The organism is Flavobacterium artemisiae, assembly GCF_042678225.1.
Classification (GTDB): domain Bacteria; phylum Bacteroidota; class Bacteroidia; order Flavobacteriales; family Flavobacteriaceae; genus Flavobacterium; species Flavobacterium artemisiae.
On record NZ_JBHUDZ010000016.1, the window covers coordinates 35,351 to 53,113 of the forward strand.

The following is a 17,763-nucleotide window of genomic DNA, read 5'->3' on the forward strand; positions in this document are numbered from 1 at the left end:
AATTTATGTCAGCCTTCAACCAAAAATCAAAATCAAATCCTTCTAGTCCGTCTGCTTTTAATTCCAGACAGGGAGAGGATTTTTTTGGCGTTCAAGCAAAACTAAACGTTGGCAAACCGAATGATAAATATGAAGTTGAAGCTGATAGAACGGCTGATAAAATAGTATCGAATACTAAAAACAATTCGAACGAATCGTTTTTTAGTCCGTCTCCGACAGTTCAAAAAAAATCAAATAAACCTGAAAAAAAGGAAGAAAAAGAAAATGCCATTCAAGAAAAACCTTTGTCTGAATCTATTACTCCTGTTATCAGATTAAAAACAGAAAAGGATGAAACCGTTCAAAACAAAACCGAAAACGCCGTTCCAGAAAATACTAAAACTGCCGAAAAAACTGTTGCTGCAAAACCTGTAGTACAATTAAAAAAAGTCGACGAGGAAATTCAGGCAAAAGAAGAAGAGGAAATTCAATCTAAAGAAGACGAGAAAGAACTGCAAATGAGCGCGGCTACTGATGCTAACCCCGTTAACAATTCTAATTTTGAGAGTAATTTGAACCGAAGCAAAGGCAGCGGATCTGCAGTTGCAGAACCCGTAAAAAACGAAATGGAATCGGGTTTTGGTGCTGATTTTAGCAGCGTAAAAATTCACAACGATTCGAATGCTGTTCAAATGAACAAAGAATTAGGCTCTCAGGCATTTGCGAGCGGTAATGATATTTATTTTAATGAAGGAAAATACAATCCTAATTCTACAGATGGAAAACATCTTTTGGCGCATGAATTGACACATACCGTTCAACAAGGTGCTAGTGCAGTACAAACCAAAATGATTCAGAAAACAGAAACTGCAACTCCAACAGTTTCAGCGCCCGCTCCTACCAGCGAATATGTAGATCCAAACGGAAAAGGAACGATAAATACGACGGCAAAAACATTTACTGTACCCAATCTAAAAGTTCCCGGTTTTAAAGCTACATTTGGTCCCTCTGCCCGATTCACAATTCCAAAAGGAGGATTTCCTAGAAATGACAATCATATTCCTGAATGGGAAAATGCTGCAATGTCTGGCACAGGTTTTACTACGCAATTTAACACTTATGCCGCCTCACAAAATGCACCAAATCTGCAATTTAATGGTGAACAAATTTTCTACCTTACCTTAAAAGGAGGCGGCACCAGAAGAGCTGCAAGCGGCGGAGCTTCGGGAGTTATTTTTGGAAGTATAGACACCATTAAGAGAAGAGCTTCAAGACCTTTCTGGAAAGCAAATGGTGAATTTAAACCTCATGATGTAGATCATAAACGAGAAATACAGCTTGGAGGAGGCGAAACCGACACTAATAATATGTGGATGCTCGAATCTTCTGCCAATAGGTCTTCTGGATCAAATATTAATGTCAAAAAAAATCAAACCATTGAGCAGCTTTTAACTCTTGGGCGAAGCAGTTTGATTGATCCTCCGGCAGATGTAGACGCCGTAAAAGACAATTACGATATTGTAGTAGAAAATGGTGTTGTGGCCGATAGTTCTATCGATATAAATGGAGAACCTAACGTAAACTGGGACTTACCGCAAATACAAGCTGGAGCACATTTGGCAGGCTTAAAATTTTTAACTGAAGCTGAAGTAGATGCAGCTGGGCTAAGAGGAAGTCCTGATGAATTGATCTTTTATACTGGTTTGACAGGAGGTCTTCCTATAAAAATTCCATGGGATGAGCAGTCTAAAACTGCAGGCCGTAAAGATGGTTTAAACCTTCGTTTAGGTAAAAGAGGCGGTGCTGGTTTATTTGTTAATACCATTATTTACAACTCAACATCTGGAGAAGGAAATTTTGGAGGAACGGGATCTGTTATCTGTACCGCTTTTCCAGGATCTACGGGAATGATTAGAGAAAAAACCAATCTTGCCTTTACTATACGACCTATGGCAGGAGTTTCATATGGCGGTTATATTGAGCCAAGTTCCGTTTTGCAAGCCTGTCTGCACGCACTCGAATTCAAGCACATGAGTCCAATTACGCTTAATCAGGCTACGCTTGATGATGATATTGGATTAAGCGCTACGGGTTCGATTGCGCCTTCAGTTCCATTAATCAGGAATGCCAATATCGAAGTTGTAATTGATGAAACTGGCGCCAGAATTCGTAAACTATTCAAAAAAAGTGACTTCAGCTTCCCTGCTCCTTTTGAAGTTACCAATACTTCATTGGAAGTTTTTGCTGGTACAGCCGGATTTGGATTAACAGGAGAAATGAACTTTAAAATCCAAAATGTCGGCGACGGTTTTTTACGCGGAAGCGTTACCACAGAAAGCGGTTTTGCATTAGCAGGCGGTTTTAATTTTGATTCTTCATTATTTGATCCAGCCTCAATTGAAGTAACGTATGCCAATGATATTTTTACGATTGGCGGTACAATAGGTATTCCGGAAGGAAAAGTAAGAGGTGTAAAAAGAGCCACTATTAACGCTACTTACAGCGAAAACACCTTTACAGCCACAGGAGATGCAGAACTTGATATTCCGGGAATTCAACGCGGGAATATGCAGGCGACATACAACAATGACGGTTTTTCAATTGGCGGTGAATTTCAATTGCGAAATGATATTCCAGGTATCAGAGGCGGAAGTGTTTCAGCAACCATTTCAAAACAAAATGGAGACGAAGGCTATAATGTTCGTGTTTCTGGTACTGCACAACCCAATATTCCGGGAATAAATTCATCATTGACTGTAACTTACGATAATGGCGCATTAACATTAGCAGGATCGGCAGATTATTCAAGAGGAATGTTAAGCGGTTCGGTTACCGTAGGTGCTACAAACAGAACGATCGGAGAAGACGGTCAGCCTTCGGGAGAACCAGACGATACAATGAGGGTTTATGGCGGCGGTACACTTACGTTGCAGCTTACTCCTTGGCTGGCAGCAACGGCAGGCGTTAAATTTTTACCAAATGGTGAAATGGAGGTTACTGCCCGACTTGCTACAGATACTTACGATGTTTTCCCTAGAAAACAGATTGACCGCAATTTATTTACGGTGCCGACAATTGAAATTCCACTGTTTGCCATTCCACTTGGGCCAAGAAGTTTAGGATTAGTGGCTCAGATAGGCGGCGGTTTGGATTTTACGGCAGGATTTGGACCTGGACAATTAAGAAACTTGTCTGCCGAAATCACCTATAACCCAGAACACGAAGAAGAAACGACAATAAACGGTCACGGAGAATTTGCTATTCCTGCCGATGCTGGATTAACATTACACGGCGATTTAGGTTTGGGCTTAAGTGTAGGTATTGCAAGTCTTTCCGGCGGCATCGAACTGGCGGGAACTTTAGGACTTGAAGGAGAAGCAGGCGCTTCTGTAGACGTGAACTGGAGTCCGCAAACTGGATTGGCGTTAGATGCTGAAGGTCATATCACAGTAAATCCAAAATTTGTTTTTGATATTAATGCCTTCGCCCGCGCCAGTCTAGGAATTGGATGGTTCTCAATATCCGAAACCTGGAGATACAATCTGGCTTCTTTCAGCTGGGGACCAGATATTCAATTCGGTCTTGTCTTCCCTATTCATTATCAAGAAGGCGAACCATTTGATATTTCATTTGATGATTTAGAGGTGATCTATCCAGAAATCGATGTGATAGATACCGCCAAAAGTTTAGCCTCAGATATTAAAGACGATCTTTTTGATTAATTAAAAAAATAAAATTATGACTGCAGATACTAAAGAAATCAATAACAAAGGAGTAAAACATTTTTTAAATAATGATTTTGAAAAAGCAAAAAACAGTTATTTTGAAGTACTTACAATAGACTCCAACAATGCGGTAACGCTTAATAATTTAGGACTTTTATATCTTCAGGAAGAAAAATTCAAGGAAGCTGAAAATTCTTTTTTACAAGCGTACAACCAATCTCAAAATCCAACTTATGCCTTAAATCTTGGCCACAGCTTAGTGTATCAAAATAGATATGACGAGGCCGAGAACTATTATAAAATCAGTCTCAGAAAAGACGACATCATGGCGTGGAAAAGTCTGATTGCTTTGTATGAATTTACTAATCAGATTGATAAAGCAATAGAAACCCTTTCTAAAGTAATTGTGCAGATTAGTATTGATGTATCGTTCAAAATTCAGCTGGCAAAAAATTACATCCGAAAAGAGTTTTATCAGGAAGCTCTGGATATACTACAATTGGCAAGCCTTCAGGAAGACTTAGAACACGAAGTTTGGTATTATACCGCTTACATTCATTTTAAAAACAAAAATTTTAATCTGGCTCAAAAAGCAATAGAAACCAGTTTAGAGTTCCACAATAGTTGGGAAAACGCATTGGAACTTGCCGGAACAATAAGCATGACCTTGAACAATCTGGAACAAGCAATAGCATATTGGAATGAAGCATTACAGCAAAATCCAAAAAATAATGCTGTGAGAGTCAACAAAGCGGTTGTTTTATTAGGAAGTAAAAGAGAAAAAGAGGCAGTTTCTGACTTTAAGTTTGTTTTAAAAAATGACAGCAGCAATCTAAAAGCAATTTATTACTTGGGCGGTATTTATATTTCTAAATACGAAACCAAGCAAAAAGGAATTGAACTTTTAGAACGATTAATCAAAACAGAAAATCCTTATACCGCTAAGGCGAAAGAACTATTAATTCAAATCTAAAAAAAATGGCTGACAACGAATTATTCAATGAAATTATCAAAACTAATGATATTTTCTTTAGAGGAATTAAAATTGGAGATACTATAAATGATGTTCGCCAAAAAGAAGGCACACCGACTGAGGAAAATTTATATAATAATCCTTTTTTGAGTTATTTCTATGAAGTTGGTGAAATGGAAGAAATTACTGTTTATTACAACTTTATCGAAAGTACCAGTAAAGTAACACAGATAAGTCTTTATTTTATAAGCTATCCCGATTTTTATTGGAAAAAAGAAGGAAGCGAAAATTATCAGGAATTCAGCGATATGCTGGTAAATAATAAAATTCAAAAATACTCCAAAGTTTTTCTCCATACACTAGATAAAATTGTGGCTCATTTTACAGCTTTGTTTAATGAAGCACCGTCTTTAGAAAAAAACAGCGATCCTTTTAATCAGCCTTATCAAAATTATAAATCCTATTCTTGGACTTATAAAAATGAATATCGGCTTTCTGTAATTTCTTATATCGATGATAGTATCGATATGAATGTCAAAAATACACTCATAATATATTTAAAAACGCTTTAGAAATAGAAACCTCCTTACCTCTCTTCTACGCCTGTCAAATTTTAAGTTCTAAAAAATATTCCAAGCTAATTTTTATAACATTTAAAAACTTTAGTCATGCAAAAAACATTTTACCAAAAAGAATTGATTATTAAAAATACACAGCAACGAAATGGAGCAAATAACAAAAAGGATGTCGAAAAAATTCAGTCCTGGTTAAATTTATTCGCGATGCAAAATCCGAATACAGGAACGGCAACGGGCATCGACGGTGATTTTGGTCCTGCAACTGAAAAAGCGGTCATTAATTTTCAAAAATTTCATAATATTTCTCAAAACGGAATTGTCGATCAAAAGCTGTTTAGTACACTTTCTTCTCCGCTTAAAAAAGCATTTGAAAGTCCCGTTTCTGGAAATAATTTAAGAGAATTAATTGTAAATACGGCTCAAAACCATCTTAAAAATCATCCCTACGAACTAGTCATTCACAATCAAAGCAACACCGGCCCTTGGGTTCGCAGTTATATGGACGGACACGAGGGAACCGATTGGTTTTGGTGCATGGGATTTGTACAGGCAATTATAGATCAGGCCGCTTCTATACAGGGAAAAAATTTTAAAACTTTAATGCCTCTCACCTACAGTTGTGATACTGTTGGCGTGACTGGACTTCAGAAAAAATTATTAACTCGTTATCAGACAGCAAGAACCAATCCTTCAATAATCAAACCTGGCGATATCTTTCTGATTCAAAAAACGACCAACGATTGGTTTCATACGGGAATTGTAACGGCGGTTAACGGCGACATTATCGAAACAATAGAAGGAAATACAAATGCCGATGGTTCTCATAACGGAAATGCCGTAATGAACAGAATGAGAAACTATAAGCAATCTAAAATCGACTTCTTTTCAATAGCACCTTTACTTTAAATAAAATGGAAAATGTCTTCACTTATCTTAAAAACCAATTCGTGTATCAGCTTGATATTCTTTTTCAAGCTGATAATCCGATAGAAAAACCTGTTTTGGATCAAGTTGATGCAAATGGTTTTATGAACGAATTTATTATAGAAAATAATCTAAGCGAAATTGATCTTTTACTTTTAGCACTAGCTTTTGCACCACATATAAAGCCTGATTTTTTGAGTTCGATTATTGCTGAATATCTTCCGAATGGCGGTGAATTACCAGAATTTGGAGGCATCAAAACCAAAAATCATCGTGGCATTTTGCCCACTGGCGAAACGGCTCAGTTTTTAATTGGAGGCAGTGATCTTGATAAAAGAGTTTTATTTTATAATTTTCTTCATAATGATTCTTTTTTATATCAAAAGGGAATTATTAAAATAGAATCTGTTCCAAACGGCGAACCAAAACTAAGCGGTCTCCTGATTCTGGAAGACGAATACATCGAAAAATTCATTACAGGAAAAATTTTAAAACCACAACTCAGCAGTATTTTCCCAGCTCAATTAATTGAAACGCAATTAGATTGGGAAGATTTGGTTCTCAATACTTCCACTTTAAATCAGATAAAAGAAATAGAAACGTGGCTCAAGTTTAATGATATTCTGCTTCATGAATGGAATATGAAATCTAAGATAAAACCCGGTTTTAGAGTGATGTTTTATGGAGCACCGGGAACGGGGAAAACACTTACAGCTTCTTTATTAGGAAAGTATACTAAAAGAGATGTTTATAGAATTGATTTGTCCATGGTGATTTCGAAATACATTGGAGAAACCGAAAAGAATCTCTCTTCCTTATTTGACAAAGCCACGGACAAAGACTGGATTTTGTTTTTTGATGAAGCCGATGCCGTTTTCGGAAAAAGAACCAACGTAAGAGATGCGCACGACAAATATGCCAATCAAGAAGTTTCGTATTTACTGCAGCGTATTGAAAATCATCCTGGATTGGTTATTTTGGCTTCCAATTTTAAAACTAATATCGATACGGCTTTTACCAGAAGATTTCAATCGATTATTGAATTTGAAGTTCCCTCATACGGCGAACGCCTGCAATTGTGGAAAAATAATCTTCCAAAAGGAATCCAAATTGCAGAAGATGTCAACTTAAATGAACTCTCAAAAAAATACGATATAACAGGCGCCAATATTGTAAATATTATACAATACGCTTGTTTGCGAACTCTTGAAGACGAAAACGAAAGTATAAAACTGGATCATCTTATTCAAGGCATTAAAAAAGAATATGCCAAAGAAGGAAAAATGATGTAATGCTTTAAAATCAAAATAATATAAACCAAAAAGCGTCTCTACTTAGAGACGCTTTTAATTTATTTTTTTTCTTCGTTATTCAATTTATCATCAAAGTCGGGTTCTTTTCCTTTAAACTTTTTAGTATCAACATCATAGTTTTCATCATTTGTTAAGACTTCATCATGATCTTGATATTGATGTTTTCTGGTATCTGTACGATGGTCCGCACCCTTATTTGTATTTCTCGGAGTTTGATTATTTGTGTTCATAATAGTAAGTTTTAAATGTTTATTTAAAATTAGCAAACTAAGAACGATTAGAATTATATGATCAATCTTTAAAAATTATAAAAATATCACTATTAAGAAATATAACGAACTGGCAATTAAACAACTATTGATTATAATTATATAAATGTTTTAATGTAGTGTCTTTCTAATTTTGGATTCAATGAAAGAGAGAATTGTGCGGCAATGCTCAAAAATAAAAAAGATATAAAACTTTAAAACATTATAGCCATGAGAATTTACAACGAAAACCACACAGGGCAAGTACGCATTTCTGAAGATTCACCATTGTACATGGAAAATTACGAGCGCAAACATGTTGAACGTTATTATCAATCAACAAGCGAAGAACTGCTTTGCTGGGGCGAAGAGCCTAAATATATTGACAGTGAATTTTCTAACACTTTTGAAAGAAAAGATCAAGGTAACAGATTGAGTTTATAGTTAACTGTAAATCTACTCCAAAAAAAATGCGCAAGTTCGAACAGACCTTTGCGCATTTTTTTGTTTGGATTGAATTCGTATTTTAATAATACACGTACATCATAATTTTAGAATTCGAACTCTCTATAATTTTTTCAAGTCTTTTAAAGAATATTTCATTAACCATAGGACATCCGTGGCTGTTTGCAATGTAATAATCTTGTTCATCATAAGGAACAGCCGAATAGTGATGTAGTACAATTGCTCTTGAAAGCGCATTGCTATTCGTTTCATCTAGACCGCTTAATCGAAATGCTTTTCCAAATATTCCTTTGTATGGTTTTTCTATAGAATATTTACCTAATGAAGTACAGTTTGAATTTGGAGTATTGCTAAATTTTAAATCTCCCCTAACACCAGTTTCAGAACCACTGCCATTTGCAACAAGACCTTGGTCAAGAATTTTATCATTTTGCAGGTCGTAGACAAAAAAACGATTCTTTCCTGATTTGATTTTCATATCTACAAAAAAGGCAATTTTATTACTGTATTTACCTGTACGGCAAACAGATTTGACCTCGTTAACGTGATCAGTAAGTCTTAGTAAATCAGATTCATTTAAAATTTCATCTCTGTCTGTTGTACGGAAGTTTGTAAACGAACTTAATGAAATTAGCAAGGCAACTAAAAGTATTCTCATTCGCAAATAAAAATTAAAGTTTAATAAAAGTAGATTGGGACATCATTATTTATTATGTTATAATTATATAACTTTTATGCTGCAAAAATATATAGAAATTTTACATAATTCCCATGTTGGAGTGTTAAAGTTTGCATAAAGACCTAAAAATAAATGTTTTACAACAACACTACAGAGATAAAAAATAAAATTTTAAATAGTATTATGACATAATAAGCCATTATAAAAAAAACATATTTAAAGTAGAAACGTTTGCAAAACTCTACAATCTCTATTTGAAGTTAATTCTTCTGTATCAGCTTTAAAACCATATGCTTTTGAAATAAATTCAAAATCAATTGCGATTACTTCTCTTGCAGCTGTTTCTATTTCACTACCGTTTCGATAGAACTCATCTTGCAGATTATTAATTTTTCCAGTAGCGTCATGAGACAATTCATATAATTGCTCAAGACTTTTAGGTTTGCTTTTTTCAATATTAAAACAAAACTCTAATAACACGGCTTTTACCTTATCAACTGATTGTCTGGGAAAATAAGAATCTTTATACATTCCTTCCAAAATTCTATAATTTCTAATCGTTTTATTTTTCAGATCTTGTTGTTTAATGGCTGCAACTGTTTGATCAGAAGAGTGATTTTTTGTCACACAACTTGTAAAAATCAAAGTCGCTAATATAAATATGAGGTGTTTCATTTCTCGCATATATGGATTGTTTTGTTCTTGTTCACTACCAGCAATCATTAAAAAACGAATATGTATTTCTTAAATTTTCAGCAATTTTCCCTTCTTCATCGTAATAGTAATATTCTTTTTTATTCTTTTTATAAATCCAACTTTTCAGTGTATTATCGCTGTACAAAGTATCAACAGATTTTTTGTTTCTTACAATAAAAGCATAATTTAATTCATTGAATTTATCAAAACTATTATTTTTTAAATCTTTTACGTCATTAATAAAACCGTTATTTCTAATTTTTAGATATACATGCTCATCGGTAAAAGCCCAAAAAGACTTTTCTATCACGGCATATGGCTGAGTTGTAATTGTTCCCATAAATTTAATGGCCAGAACTTCTTTATAATAAATTTTTCCATTATCGTTAAATGTTTTATTGTTTGTGCTGCACGAGCATATAATCAACATTAAAAAAATCAATGTTTTTATTCTCATAATAAAGTCTTTTGTTTAAACAAATGTTGAGATCAAATCTAACCTTTTACAAAATTTAAATATATATAATCTAATTTAATCACCATAAATTTGTTCACACAGATACTTCTATCATTTCTAAAGTACCAAAACTCAAAGATTCTTTTAAAATTCATCAACACACAAGATAATAAGTGTATTTTTTATACTTAAAAAAGTATCACAAAATACCCCAAAAGTGGACGATTTTACCCTTAATTTTTCATCATTTTTCTCTAACTTAGCGGAGTCAATCTTAAAAAGTAAGATTAAAACAAACTTGTTTTCCTGCAAAGAACTGAATGAAAAAGAATTACTGATTTTTTTCTTACTTTTTTCTGGAAAACATTCTTCTAATAATTTAGTTAATTGAAAACTATGAGCAAATTTGATTTTGGAATTGTAGGACTTGGCGTAATGGGCCGAAACTTACTTTTAAATATTGCAAGCCATAACTTCGCGGCTGCAGGTTTAGACTTAGATACCGAAAAAGTTAACTCTCTACAGCAGGAAGCTGATTCTGAACATACTATTGAAGCTACGACAGATGTAAAACATTTTGCATCTCTTTTACAAACTCCGAGAGCAATTATGCTGCTGGTTCCTGCGGGAAAACCTGTAGACAGCGCAATAGCAAGTTTACTTCCTCATTTAGAAAAAGGAGATATTATAATCGACGGTGGTAATACATTTTTTACCGATACAGACAGAAGATTTTTGGAACTTTCTGAGAAAGGAATTCACTTTTTCGGAATGGGAATTTCTGGCGGCGAAAAAGGCGCTAGACGCGGTCCAGCCATGATGCCTGGAGGTGATCAAAAAGCATACGAAAGACTTCGCCCTATTTTTGAAGCTATTGCTGCAAAAGTTGACGGAGAACCTTGTGTGGAATATCTTGGAAATGGTTCTGCTGGTAACTATGTAAAAATGGTGCACAACGGAATTGAGTACGGAATTATGCAGTTGATTTCTGAGGTTTACGATCTTATGAAAAGAGGTTACAATCTGGATGACACGACAATTCAGAAAACTTTTGAAGAATGGAACCAAACCGATGATTTGAGATCTTATTTGATTGAAATTACAGGAAATATTCTAAAACAAAAAGACGAAGACGGAAGTTTATTAATTAATAAAATTTCGGATTGGGCAAAATCTAAAGGAACAGGAAAATGGACTTCGCAAAATGCTATGGACTTACAAGTTCCGATTCCAACTATCGATGCAGCCGTTTTTATGCGCGATATGTCTAAGACAAAACCGGAAAGAATTGAAGCTGCCAAAGAGCTTGTTTGGGAAGCTTCTACAACAGATACAAATACGACCGAAGCAATTGCAGCAATAAAATCGGCTTTATACTTCTCTATTGTTGTAACTTATGCTCAAGGATTAGCACAGCTTTACACGGCTTCTAAAGAATACAATTACGGATTAAATCTAGAAACTGTTGCTAAAATTTGGCGAGGCGGCTGTATTATTCGTGCTACAATATTAGAAGATTTCAGAAAAGCATTTGTAAACAGAGCAGATTTACCAAACTTACTTTTGGATGCTGGAATCGCTTCAAAACTTACAGATAACCAAAACGGAATGAGAAATGTAGTTCAATTTGCTGTTCAAAAAGGATTGCCTGCTGCAGGACTTATGAACTCATTAGCGTATTTTGATGCTTACCGATCTGCAAGCCTTCCAACAAATTTAATTCAGGCACAGCGCGATTATTTTGGTGCACACACTTACGAGCGTACTGACAAAGAAGGTGTTTTCCACACGCAATGGTCTGAATAACTTAAAGCAACACAACTACATACAATGACTAAAAATAAACTTAAAAACCCAACAATCATTGTTATTTTTGGAGGAACAGGAGATTTGGCAAAGAGAAAACTCTTTCCCGCATTTCAAAATCTTTACCTTGACGGACGTATGTCTGAAAAGTTTCAGATTATTGCCCTTGGAAGAGCAGAAAAAAGTGATGAAGATTTTCGCAGTTATGTTTTAGAAAATCTAAACGAATTTTCAAGAAAAAAAGGACTTTCGGATGCTGAAACTGAAAAATTTCTAACACATATTAGTTATCACAGCCTTGATATCGATAAGGAAGAATCGTATTTGAGTTTAAATGAAAAGATTGACAGCCTTGACCAAAGTTATGGCGAACGTGCTAATCGTCTTTTCTACCTTTCTATTACGCCTTCTTTTATTTCAACTATTTCAAGTAATATAAAAAAAATAGGTCTTGCGGCCAATCCAAAACAAGACCGAATTATAATCGAAAAACCTTTTGGATACGATAAAACTTCAGCAATTGAATTGAATGCAATGCTTTCGCAGACTTTCAAAGAAGAGCAGATTTACAGAATCGATCATTATTTAGGTAAAGAAACCGTTCAGAACATTTTAGCTTTCCGTTTTGGAAACTCTATGTTTGAACCTTTATGGAGCCGTAATTTTATTGATTTCGTTCAAATTACAGTTGCCGAAGAAGTAGGTGTTGAAGAACGCGGCGGTTTTTACGAAGGTGTTGGCGCTTTAAAAGATATGATTCAGAATCACCTGCTTCAAATCTTGTGTATGACAGCAATGGAGGCTCCAGCATCATTACAAGCAGACGATATTAGAAACCGAAAAGCAGATGTTTTAAAATCGATTCGTCGTATTAAACCAGAGGAAGTAGATCATTATATTGTAAGAGGTCAATACGATGTCGGAACCATCAAAGGAAAACCAGTTCCTGGATATCGCCAAGATAAAGGCATTGCACCAGATTCTAATACGGAAACTTACGTTGCAATGAAGATTTATTTGGATAACTGGAGATGGCAGGGAATTCCATTTTACCTTCGTACAGGAAAAAGAATGGAAGAAAAACAATCTTCAATTATTATTCAGTTTAAACCAGTACCGCATTCTTCATTTTCGTATGGAAAAGAAGGAATGACACCAAACAGATTGATTATTAATATTCAGCCTGCTATGGATATTAAGCTTCAGTTTATGACCAAAAAGCCAGGACTCTCGCTTTCATTAAGACCTGCGGAAATGATCTTTGATTATTTTGCCTGCTCTACAATGTCGCCAGAAGCTTATGAAACCCTTATAGCAGACGCTCTTTTAGGAGATCCTACCCTATTTATGCGTTGGGATCAGGTAGAAGAAGCTTGGGATGCAATTGATACCATTCAACAAGTATGGAAAACTACTGCTCCAACTAATTTCCCTAATTACAAAGCAGGAAGCTGGGGACCAGAAGAAGCCGATGAATTATTGGCGCGACAAGGACACAAATGGATTCCGAATACACAAACAAAAGAAGAACTTTTAGATGATACAGATTCACAATAATACAGAAGAAATTAATACTGTTGCAGCTGATCTTTTTATAAATGAAGCACAAAAAGCAATTACTGCAAAAGGTAAATTTACAGCTGTTCTTACTGGAGGTTCTTCTCCGGCAGGAATTTATAAATTGCTGGCTTCAGACGATTATAAAAACAAAATAGATTGGAGCAAAGTTTATATCTTTTGGGGAGACGAACGCTGGGTGCCGCTAAACGACGATCTTAGTAATGCAAAAATGTCTTATTCGACTTTATTAAGCCATGTTGCGATTCCTAAAGAAAATATATTCGAAATGTATAAAGACGGCGTTACACCAGAAGATTATGCTGTAACATACGAAGCGTCAATAAAAAAAGTATTAGGTGAAGAAGGTAAATTTGACCTTATCTTATTAGGAATGGGCGACGACGGACACACCGCTTCTCTATTTCCTGGACAAGCCGTATTACACGAACAAACCAAGTGGGTTGACGCTTATTACCTTGAACCACAAAAAATGCACCGCATTACACTTACTGCACCGCTTATAAACAAAGCAGAAAAAATTGTGGTTATTGCATTTGGCGAGAAAAAAGCGCATGCACTAAACGAAGTTTTAAATGGAGAATACAATCCAGAAATTTATCCGATGCAATTAATTAAGCCTGTTTCTGGTGAATTATTGTTTTTGGTTGATAAAAATGCAGCAGGTACAAATTAGAACTTGTTTTCAAACTTATAAATGAAAAGAGTTTATACTTACGGGTATAAACTCTTTTTTTTCAAATTATCATATTTAAAACTAACTTAAGCTTTCAAAAATTTAAGACTTATTGACTTTAGAATGAATTTCTATGACGGAAGAAAAGTTACAACCATATTTGTAACAAAAATCAAAGCACTAGAATCTCTTTCACATCAATAAAAATTGATTTATGTGTTTACAGTTTGTATTTTTGCCGTTATGAATGATAACTTTATAAACGAATATTTTGGAATAGGCATACAAAATGGTAAAACGCCCGAAAACTTAGGTGTTTTATGGCGTTCAGCTCAAAATTTAGGTGCCACTTTTATCTTTACGATTGGCAATCGATACGCCAAACAAGCCTGTGATACCCATGATGCGGTAAAAGCAATTCCTTATTTTCACTACGACACTTTTGAAGCTTTTTTTGAAAATCTTCCTAAAGGAGCAAGATTAGTTGGTGTTGAACTAAATGATAAAGCTGCTGACTTAGAAACCTTCGAACATCCAAGACGATGTGTTTATATTCTTGGTGCAGAAGATCATGGATTATCTAAAAAAGTGATGGAAAAGTGTCATCATTTAGTAAAATTCAAATCCGAAAAAAGTTTAAATGTTGCCGTAGCAGGAACTATTATTATGTACGATCGAAATTTGTCTAAGCCGCGATCATAAAAGATTTCTTTTAAAACACAAGATTACATCAAATATTTCCTATAAAAAAAATCTACAGAAACTTTCTAATTATTAACGCATCCTTTGCTATAGAATAGTATTCTGAGATACTCAGAAGCAAAGATTCGATTAGAATTGAAGCTCTATAATTCAACATTGGTATAAAATTTTCTTTATACAAATGTTAAATATGAGTAAATACCATACAAACTATAACCTTTTTATCTATTTTTGTAAAAAGCACTTAGGAAAACTGACTTGATATTTTTTTTAACTTTTGTTATAATAAATTCCCACAGTCTTTCGTTATGATCAAAAACAGCTGTTTTGAATAACGTTTACTTTCGAAAATGCATAATGTATAATACCAAATAGCCCCAAGTCTATGAAAAAAATTACTCTAATGATCTGCTTATTGCTGACAGCTGCCGGCGTAAATGCACAACAAGAAAAAGGAATTATCGGCTACACTAACTGGCTGGATAACTGGACTGAATTCAAACCTCACAAAGCTGAGGCGAGAGATGCTAATCAAATTTTAGCTGGTAACATTACTGAAAACACTAAACTGCTAAAAAGGAATGTATATATCCTGCAGGGAAATGTGTATGTAACTAATAATGCTGTTCTGACTATTGAACCTGGTACAGTAATTATTGGAGATGCCGAAACAAAAGGAACACTTGTAATTACAAAAGGCGCACAAATCATGGCGCAAGGACAAGAAACAGACCCTATTGTATTTACTTCAAACCGAAGCTTGAAAAAAGCTGGCGACTGGGGTGGTCTAGTAATTCTTGGAAATGCTCCTATCAACAGATTTGGAAGTGTTGGTTCTTACAACATGGATCTTGATCCTGCTCTTACTGTATACGGCGGTGATAATGCAGCTGGAAACTCAGGAATATTAAAGTTTGTGAGAATTGAATTTGCTGGTAAAAAAGTAAAAGGAGCTGAAACTTTTAACGGTTTAACTGTTGCAGGTGTAGGTAACAAAACCATTTTAGAAAACATCATGGTAAGTTATTCTGGAGGTGATTCATTTGCTTTTTATGGCGGAGATGTTAATGCTTCTCAATTGGTTTCATACAAATCAATTAATGATGATTTTAAATTTACTCAAGGTATTCAATGTCGTTTATATAACTCTTTAGCAGTAAGATCTTCTTATTTATCAAGTAATAAAGATGGCTCTAGATGTATTGAGGTAAAAGCATATGAAAAGAAAAGCGAAACTGATTTTACTAAAAAATCAACTTTGGTTTCAGCTACAAACATTACTATGCTTAACGACAGCGAAAACATTAAAGCTGATATTGAAAAAGGCTTGATTAAAGAAGCTGTTTATGTTGCAGATAATACTTCATTAGAATTAAAAAGAAGCGTAGTTTCTGGATTTAATCCTGCTGTGTTGTTAGACAGTCAAACTGAAATCAACGGCGCAAATCTTAAAAAGATTAAATTCGAAGAAATGTTCTTTAACCAATGCAGCGGTAACATATTTACAGAAAACAAAAGTGATAATTCTGACTTAGAAAACTGGTACGGCAATAATATTTTTGCTAATGTTTATTCGCATGGAGAAAATAAAGAAACTTTTGTAGACATTTTCAATGCTAGAAGACCTGATTTCAGACTTCAAATAGGAAAAATAACTGCTTCAAGCGGAAGATAAAATAGATAGAGAACATCTCTCTTTCTCTTATAAAAAAACTACTCTGTTACTTACAGAGTAGTTTTTTTTTATGCTTATAATATAGAATCTTCTTCTTGATACACAAATAAGCTCTTCTTATTTTATAATGTTTTAATCAAAATATATTTATTTATATAAATAAGAGCCTTACTGCTTTTTCTTTTTCTTTCTACCCAGCCATATAATCAATCCGGTTATTGGGAGCGTTAAAGCAAAAAGCGTGACAAGAAAAGCAATTATTTTAGTTGGATATCCAAAAACACTTCCTGTGTGAATAGGATAAACAAGACGTTTTACTTTATCCCCTCTGCTAAAAGATGCATAAGGTCTTATTTCAATATTCTCACCCGTATACTTGTCAAAATATACTGCACTGGACTGATCTGGAATTCTGATGTCTAAATGTTCTTTTAAAACCTGTATACTGTTAATAGTATCAGATGGAATCCTGATTTGAATATTTCCTTTATAAGAAAAGATACTGTCTGTTTTATTGTAGATAGTCTGATAAAAATTATTGTGATCCAGCTCTGGATCAATCTTGGTGGGATTTTCTACCTTTAATGACACCTTTTTTACAGCTCCATCCGCCATAAAATACAATGTTTTTTCAAACCAGTCAAAAGACCATACTAAACCAGTCAGTGAAATAATTAATAAGAATGTAAGACTGTAGAAACCAAAAGTGGAATGAAAATCCCAATTGATTCTTCGAAAAGAAGCGCTCCATTTAACGCTCAATCGCTGCTTAAGATTTTTTATTTTTTTAGGCCACCATAAAATAAGACCTGAAAACAATAAGAAAACGAAAATTAAACAGGAAACTCCTGTAATTATTTTCCCTATGTCCCCCAATAATAATTCTCTGTGCAGCGACAATACAATTGAAAAAAATCTATCCCTATATAAAATGGTGCCCAGAACTTTTCCTGTATACGGATCCATCGAGAAAATTTGAGATTCTTTATCTTTATTTTTTCCAGTTATAACAATCGTACGGCTTGGATCATTCCAGGTGCTTATCCTGCTTATTTTCTTTATTGAATATTCTTTTTCCAGAACATTTATACAATAATCTAAACTTTTTTTGGAAGTTCCAATTGATGTTACGTTGTAGAATTCGGGATTTATAAATTGGTCAATTTCTTTTTCAAAAACCATCAGACTTCCCGTTAAAGCCACTATAAAAACAACAAGACCAGAACTTAGACCCAGCCAAAGATGGAGCCATCCAATTTTTTCTTTTAATTTTTTATTCATTTTTTCTA

At 34.3% G+C, this 17,763-nt stretch carries 16 protein-coding genes; 11 read left to right on the forward strand and 5 right to left on the reverse strand.

Annotated elements, in window-relative coordinates; genetic code table 11:
• Positions 1-5: 5 nt before the first annotated feature.
• From ACFSC2_RS16730 to ACFSC2_RS16750, 5 genes are all read left to right on the forward strand, one after another.
• Entirely contained in the window at positions 6-3,701 is a 3,696-nt protein-coding gene (locus tag ACFSC2_RS16730; RefSeq protein ID WP_379815479.1) for an eCIS core domain-containing protein, read from the forward strand.
• A gap of 16 nt (positions 3,702-3,717) precedes the next feature.
• Positions 3,718-4,677 carry a tetratricopeptide repeat protein gene (locus ACFSC2_RS16735; RefSeq protein ID WP_379815480.1) on the forward strand — a complete coding sequence of 320 codons (960 nt, stop codon included), beginning with the start codon at positions 3,718-3,720 and terminating at the stop codon, positions 4,675-4,677.
• A 5-nt stretch (positions 4,678-4,682) separates the two neighbouring features.
• The gene (locus ACFSC2_RS16740; protein WP_379815481.1) at positions 4,683-5,249 is read left to right on the forward strand and encodes a hypothetical protein; all 567 of its coding nucleotides are present in this window, start codon (positions 4,683-4,685) and stop codon (positions 5,247-5,249) included.
• Positions 5,250-5,345: 96 nt separating this feature from the next.
• Positions 5,346-6,161 carry a peptidoglycan-binding protein gene (locus ACFSC2_RS16745; protein ID WP_379815482.1) on the forward strand — a complete coding sequence of 272 codons (816 nt, stop codon included), beginning with the start codon at positions 5,346-5,348 and terminating at the stop codon, positions 6,159-6,161.
• A 5-nt stretch (positions 6,162-6,166) separates the two neighbouring features.
• Positions 6,167-7,471, forward strand: coding sequence for an ATP-binding protein (locus tag ACFSC2_RS16750; RefSeq protein ID WP_379815483.1), 1,305 nt, complete (start codon positions 6,167-6,169; stop codon positions 7,469-7,471).
• A 59-nt stretch (positions 7,472-7,530) separates the two neighbouring features.
• Here the strand turns inward: ACFSC2_RS16750 and ACFSC2_RS16755 are convergent, their stop codons facing one another.
• A complete protein-coding gene (locus ACFSC2_RS16755) occupies positions 7,531-7,722 on the reverse strand; it encodes a hypothetical protein (RefSeq protein WP_379815484.1) in 192 nt (63 codons plus the stop codon).
• A gap of 249 nt (positions 7,723-7,971) precedes the next feature.
• Between ACFSC2_RS16755 and ACFSC2_RS16760 the strand changes: the two genes are divergently transcribed.
• Positions 7,972-8,184 (forward strand): hypothetical protein, encoded by a 213-nt coding sequence (locus ACFSC2_RS16760; RefSeq protein WP_379815485.1) that lies wholly within the window; start codon positions 7,972-7,974, stop codon positions 8,182-8,184.
• 82 nt (positions 8,185-8,266) lie between these two features.
• Here the strand turns inward: ACFSC2_RS16760 and ACFSC2_RS16765 are convergent, their stop codons facing one another.
• From ACFSC2_RS16765 to ACFSC2_RS16775, 3 genes are all read right to left on the reverse strand, one after another.
• Positions 8,267-8,863: a murein L,D-transpeptidase catalytic domain-containing protein gene (locus ACFSC2_RS16765; protein WP_379815486.1), complete on the reverse strand. Its 597-nt coding sequence runs from the start codon at positions 8,861-8,863 to the stop codon at positions 8,267-8,269.
• A gap of 237 nt (positions 8,864-9,100) precedes the next feature.
• The gene (locus ACFSC2_RS16770; protein WP_379815487.1) at positions 9,101-9,607 is read right to left on the reverse strand and encodes a DUF5713 family protein; all 507 of its coding nucleotides are present in this window, start codon (positions 9,605-9,607) and stop codon (positions 9,101-9,103) included.
• Positions 9,594-10,037 (reverse strand): hypothetical protein, encoded by a 444-nt coding sequence (locus tag ACFSC2_RS16775; RefSeq protein WP_379815488.1) that lies wholly within the window; start codon positions 10,035-10,037, stop codon positions 9,594-9,596. Before ACFSC2_RS16775 ends, ACFSC2_RS16770 begins: the two co-directional genes overlap by 14 nt.
• 396 nt (positions 10,038-10,433) lie before the next feature.
• Here ACFSC2_RS16775 and gndA point away from each other — a divergent pair, with 396 nt between their 5' ends.
• The 5 genes from gndA (at position 10,434) to ACFSC2_RS16800 (ending at position 16,474) form a co-directional block, all read left to right on the forward strand.
• Entirely contained in the window at positions 10,434-11,843 is a 1,410-nt protein-coding gene (gene gndA / locus ACFSC2_RS16780) for an NADP-dependent phosphogluconate dehydrogenase (protein WP_379815489.1), read from the forward strand.
• A 24-nt stretch (positions 11,844-11,867) separates the two neighbouring features.
• Positions 11,868-13,400: a glucose-6-phosphate dehydrogenase gene (zwf, locus tag ACFSC2_RS16785; RefSeq protein ID WP_379815490.1), complete on the forward strand. Its 1,533-nt coding sequence runs from the start codon at positions 11,868-11,870 to the stop codon at positions 13,398-13,400.
• Positions 13,381-14,097, forward strand: a complete 717-nt coding sequence (gene pgl, locus ACFSC2_RS16790) for a 6-phosphogluconolactonase (protein ID WP_379815491.1) — start codon at positions 13,381-13,383, stop codon at positions 14,095-14,097. Before zwf ends, pgl begins: the two co-directional genes overlap by 20 nt.
• A gap of 243 nt (positions 14,098-14,340) precedes the next feature.
• Positions 14,341-14,799, forward strand: a complete 459-nt coding sequence (locus ACFSC2_RS16795) for an RNA methyltransferase (RefSeq protein WP_379815906.1) — start codon at positions 14,341-14,343, stop codon at positions 14,797-14,799.
• Positions 14,800-15,184: 385 nt separating this feature from the next.
• Positions 15,185-16,474 (forward strand): hypothetical protein, encoded by a 1,290-nt coding sequence (locus ACFSC2_RS16800; RefSeq protein ID WP_379815492.1) that lies wholly within the window; start codon positions 15,185-15,187, stop codon positions 16,472-16,474.
• Between the two features lie 168 nt (positions 16,475-16,642).
• Here the strand turns inward: ACFSC2_RS16800 and ACFSC2_RS16805 are convergent, their stop codons facing one another.
• Complete coding sequence (locus tag ACFSC2_RS16805) at positions 16,643-17,755, reverse strand: PepSY-associated TM helix domain-containing protein (RefSeq protein ID WP_379815493.1); 1,113 nt, start codon at positions 17,753-17,755, stop codon at positions 16,643-16,645.
• Positions 17,756-17,763 lie beyond the last annotated feature (8 nt).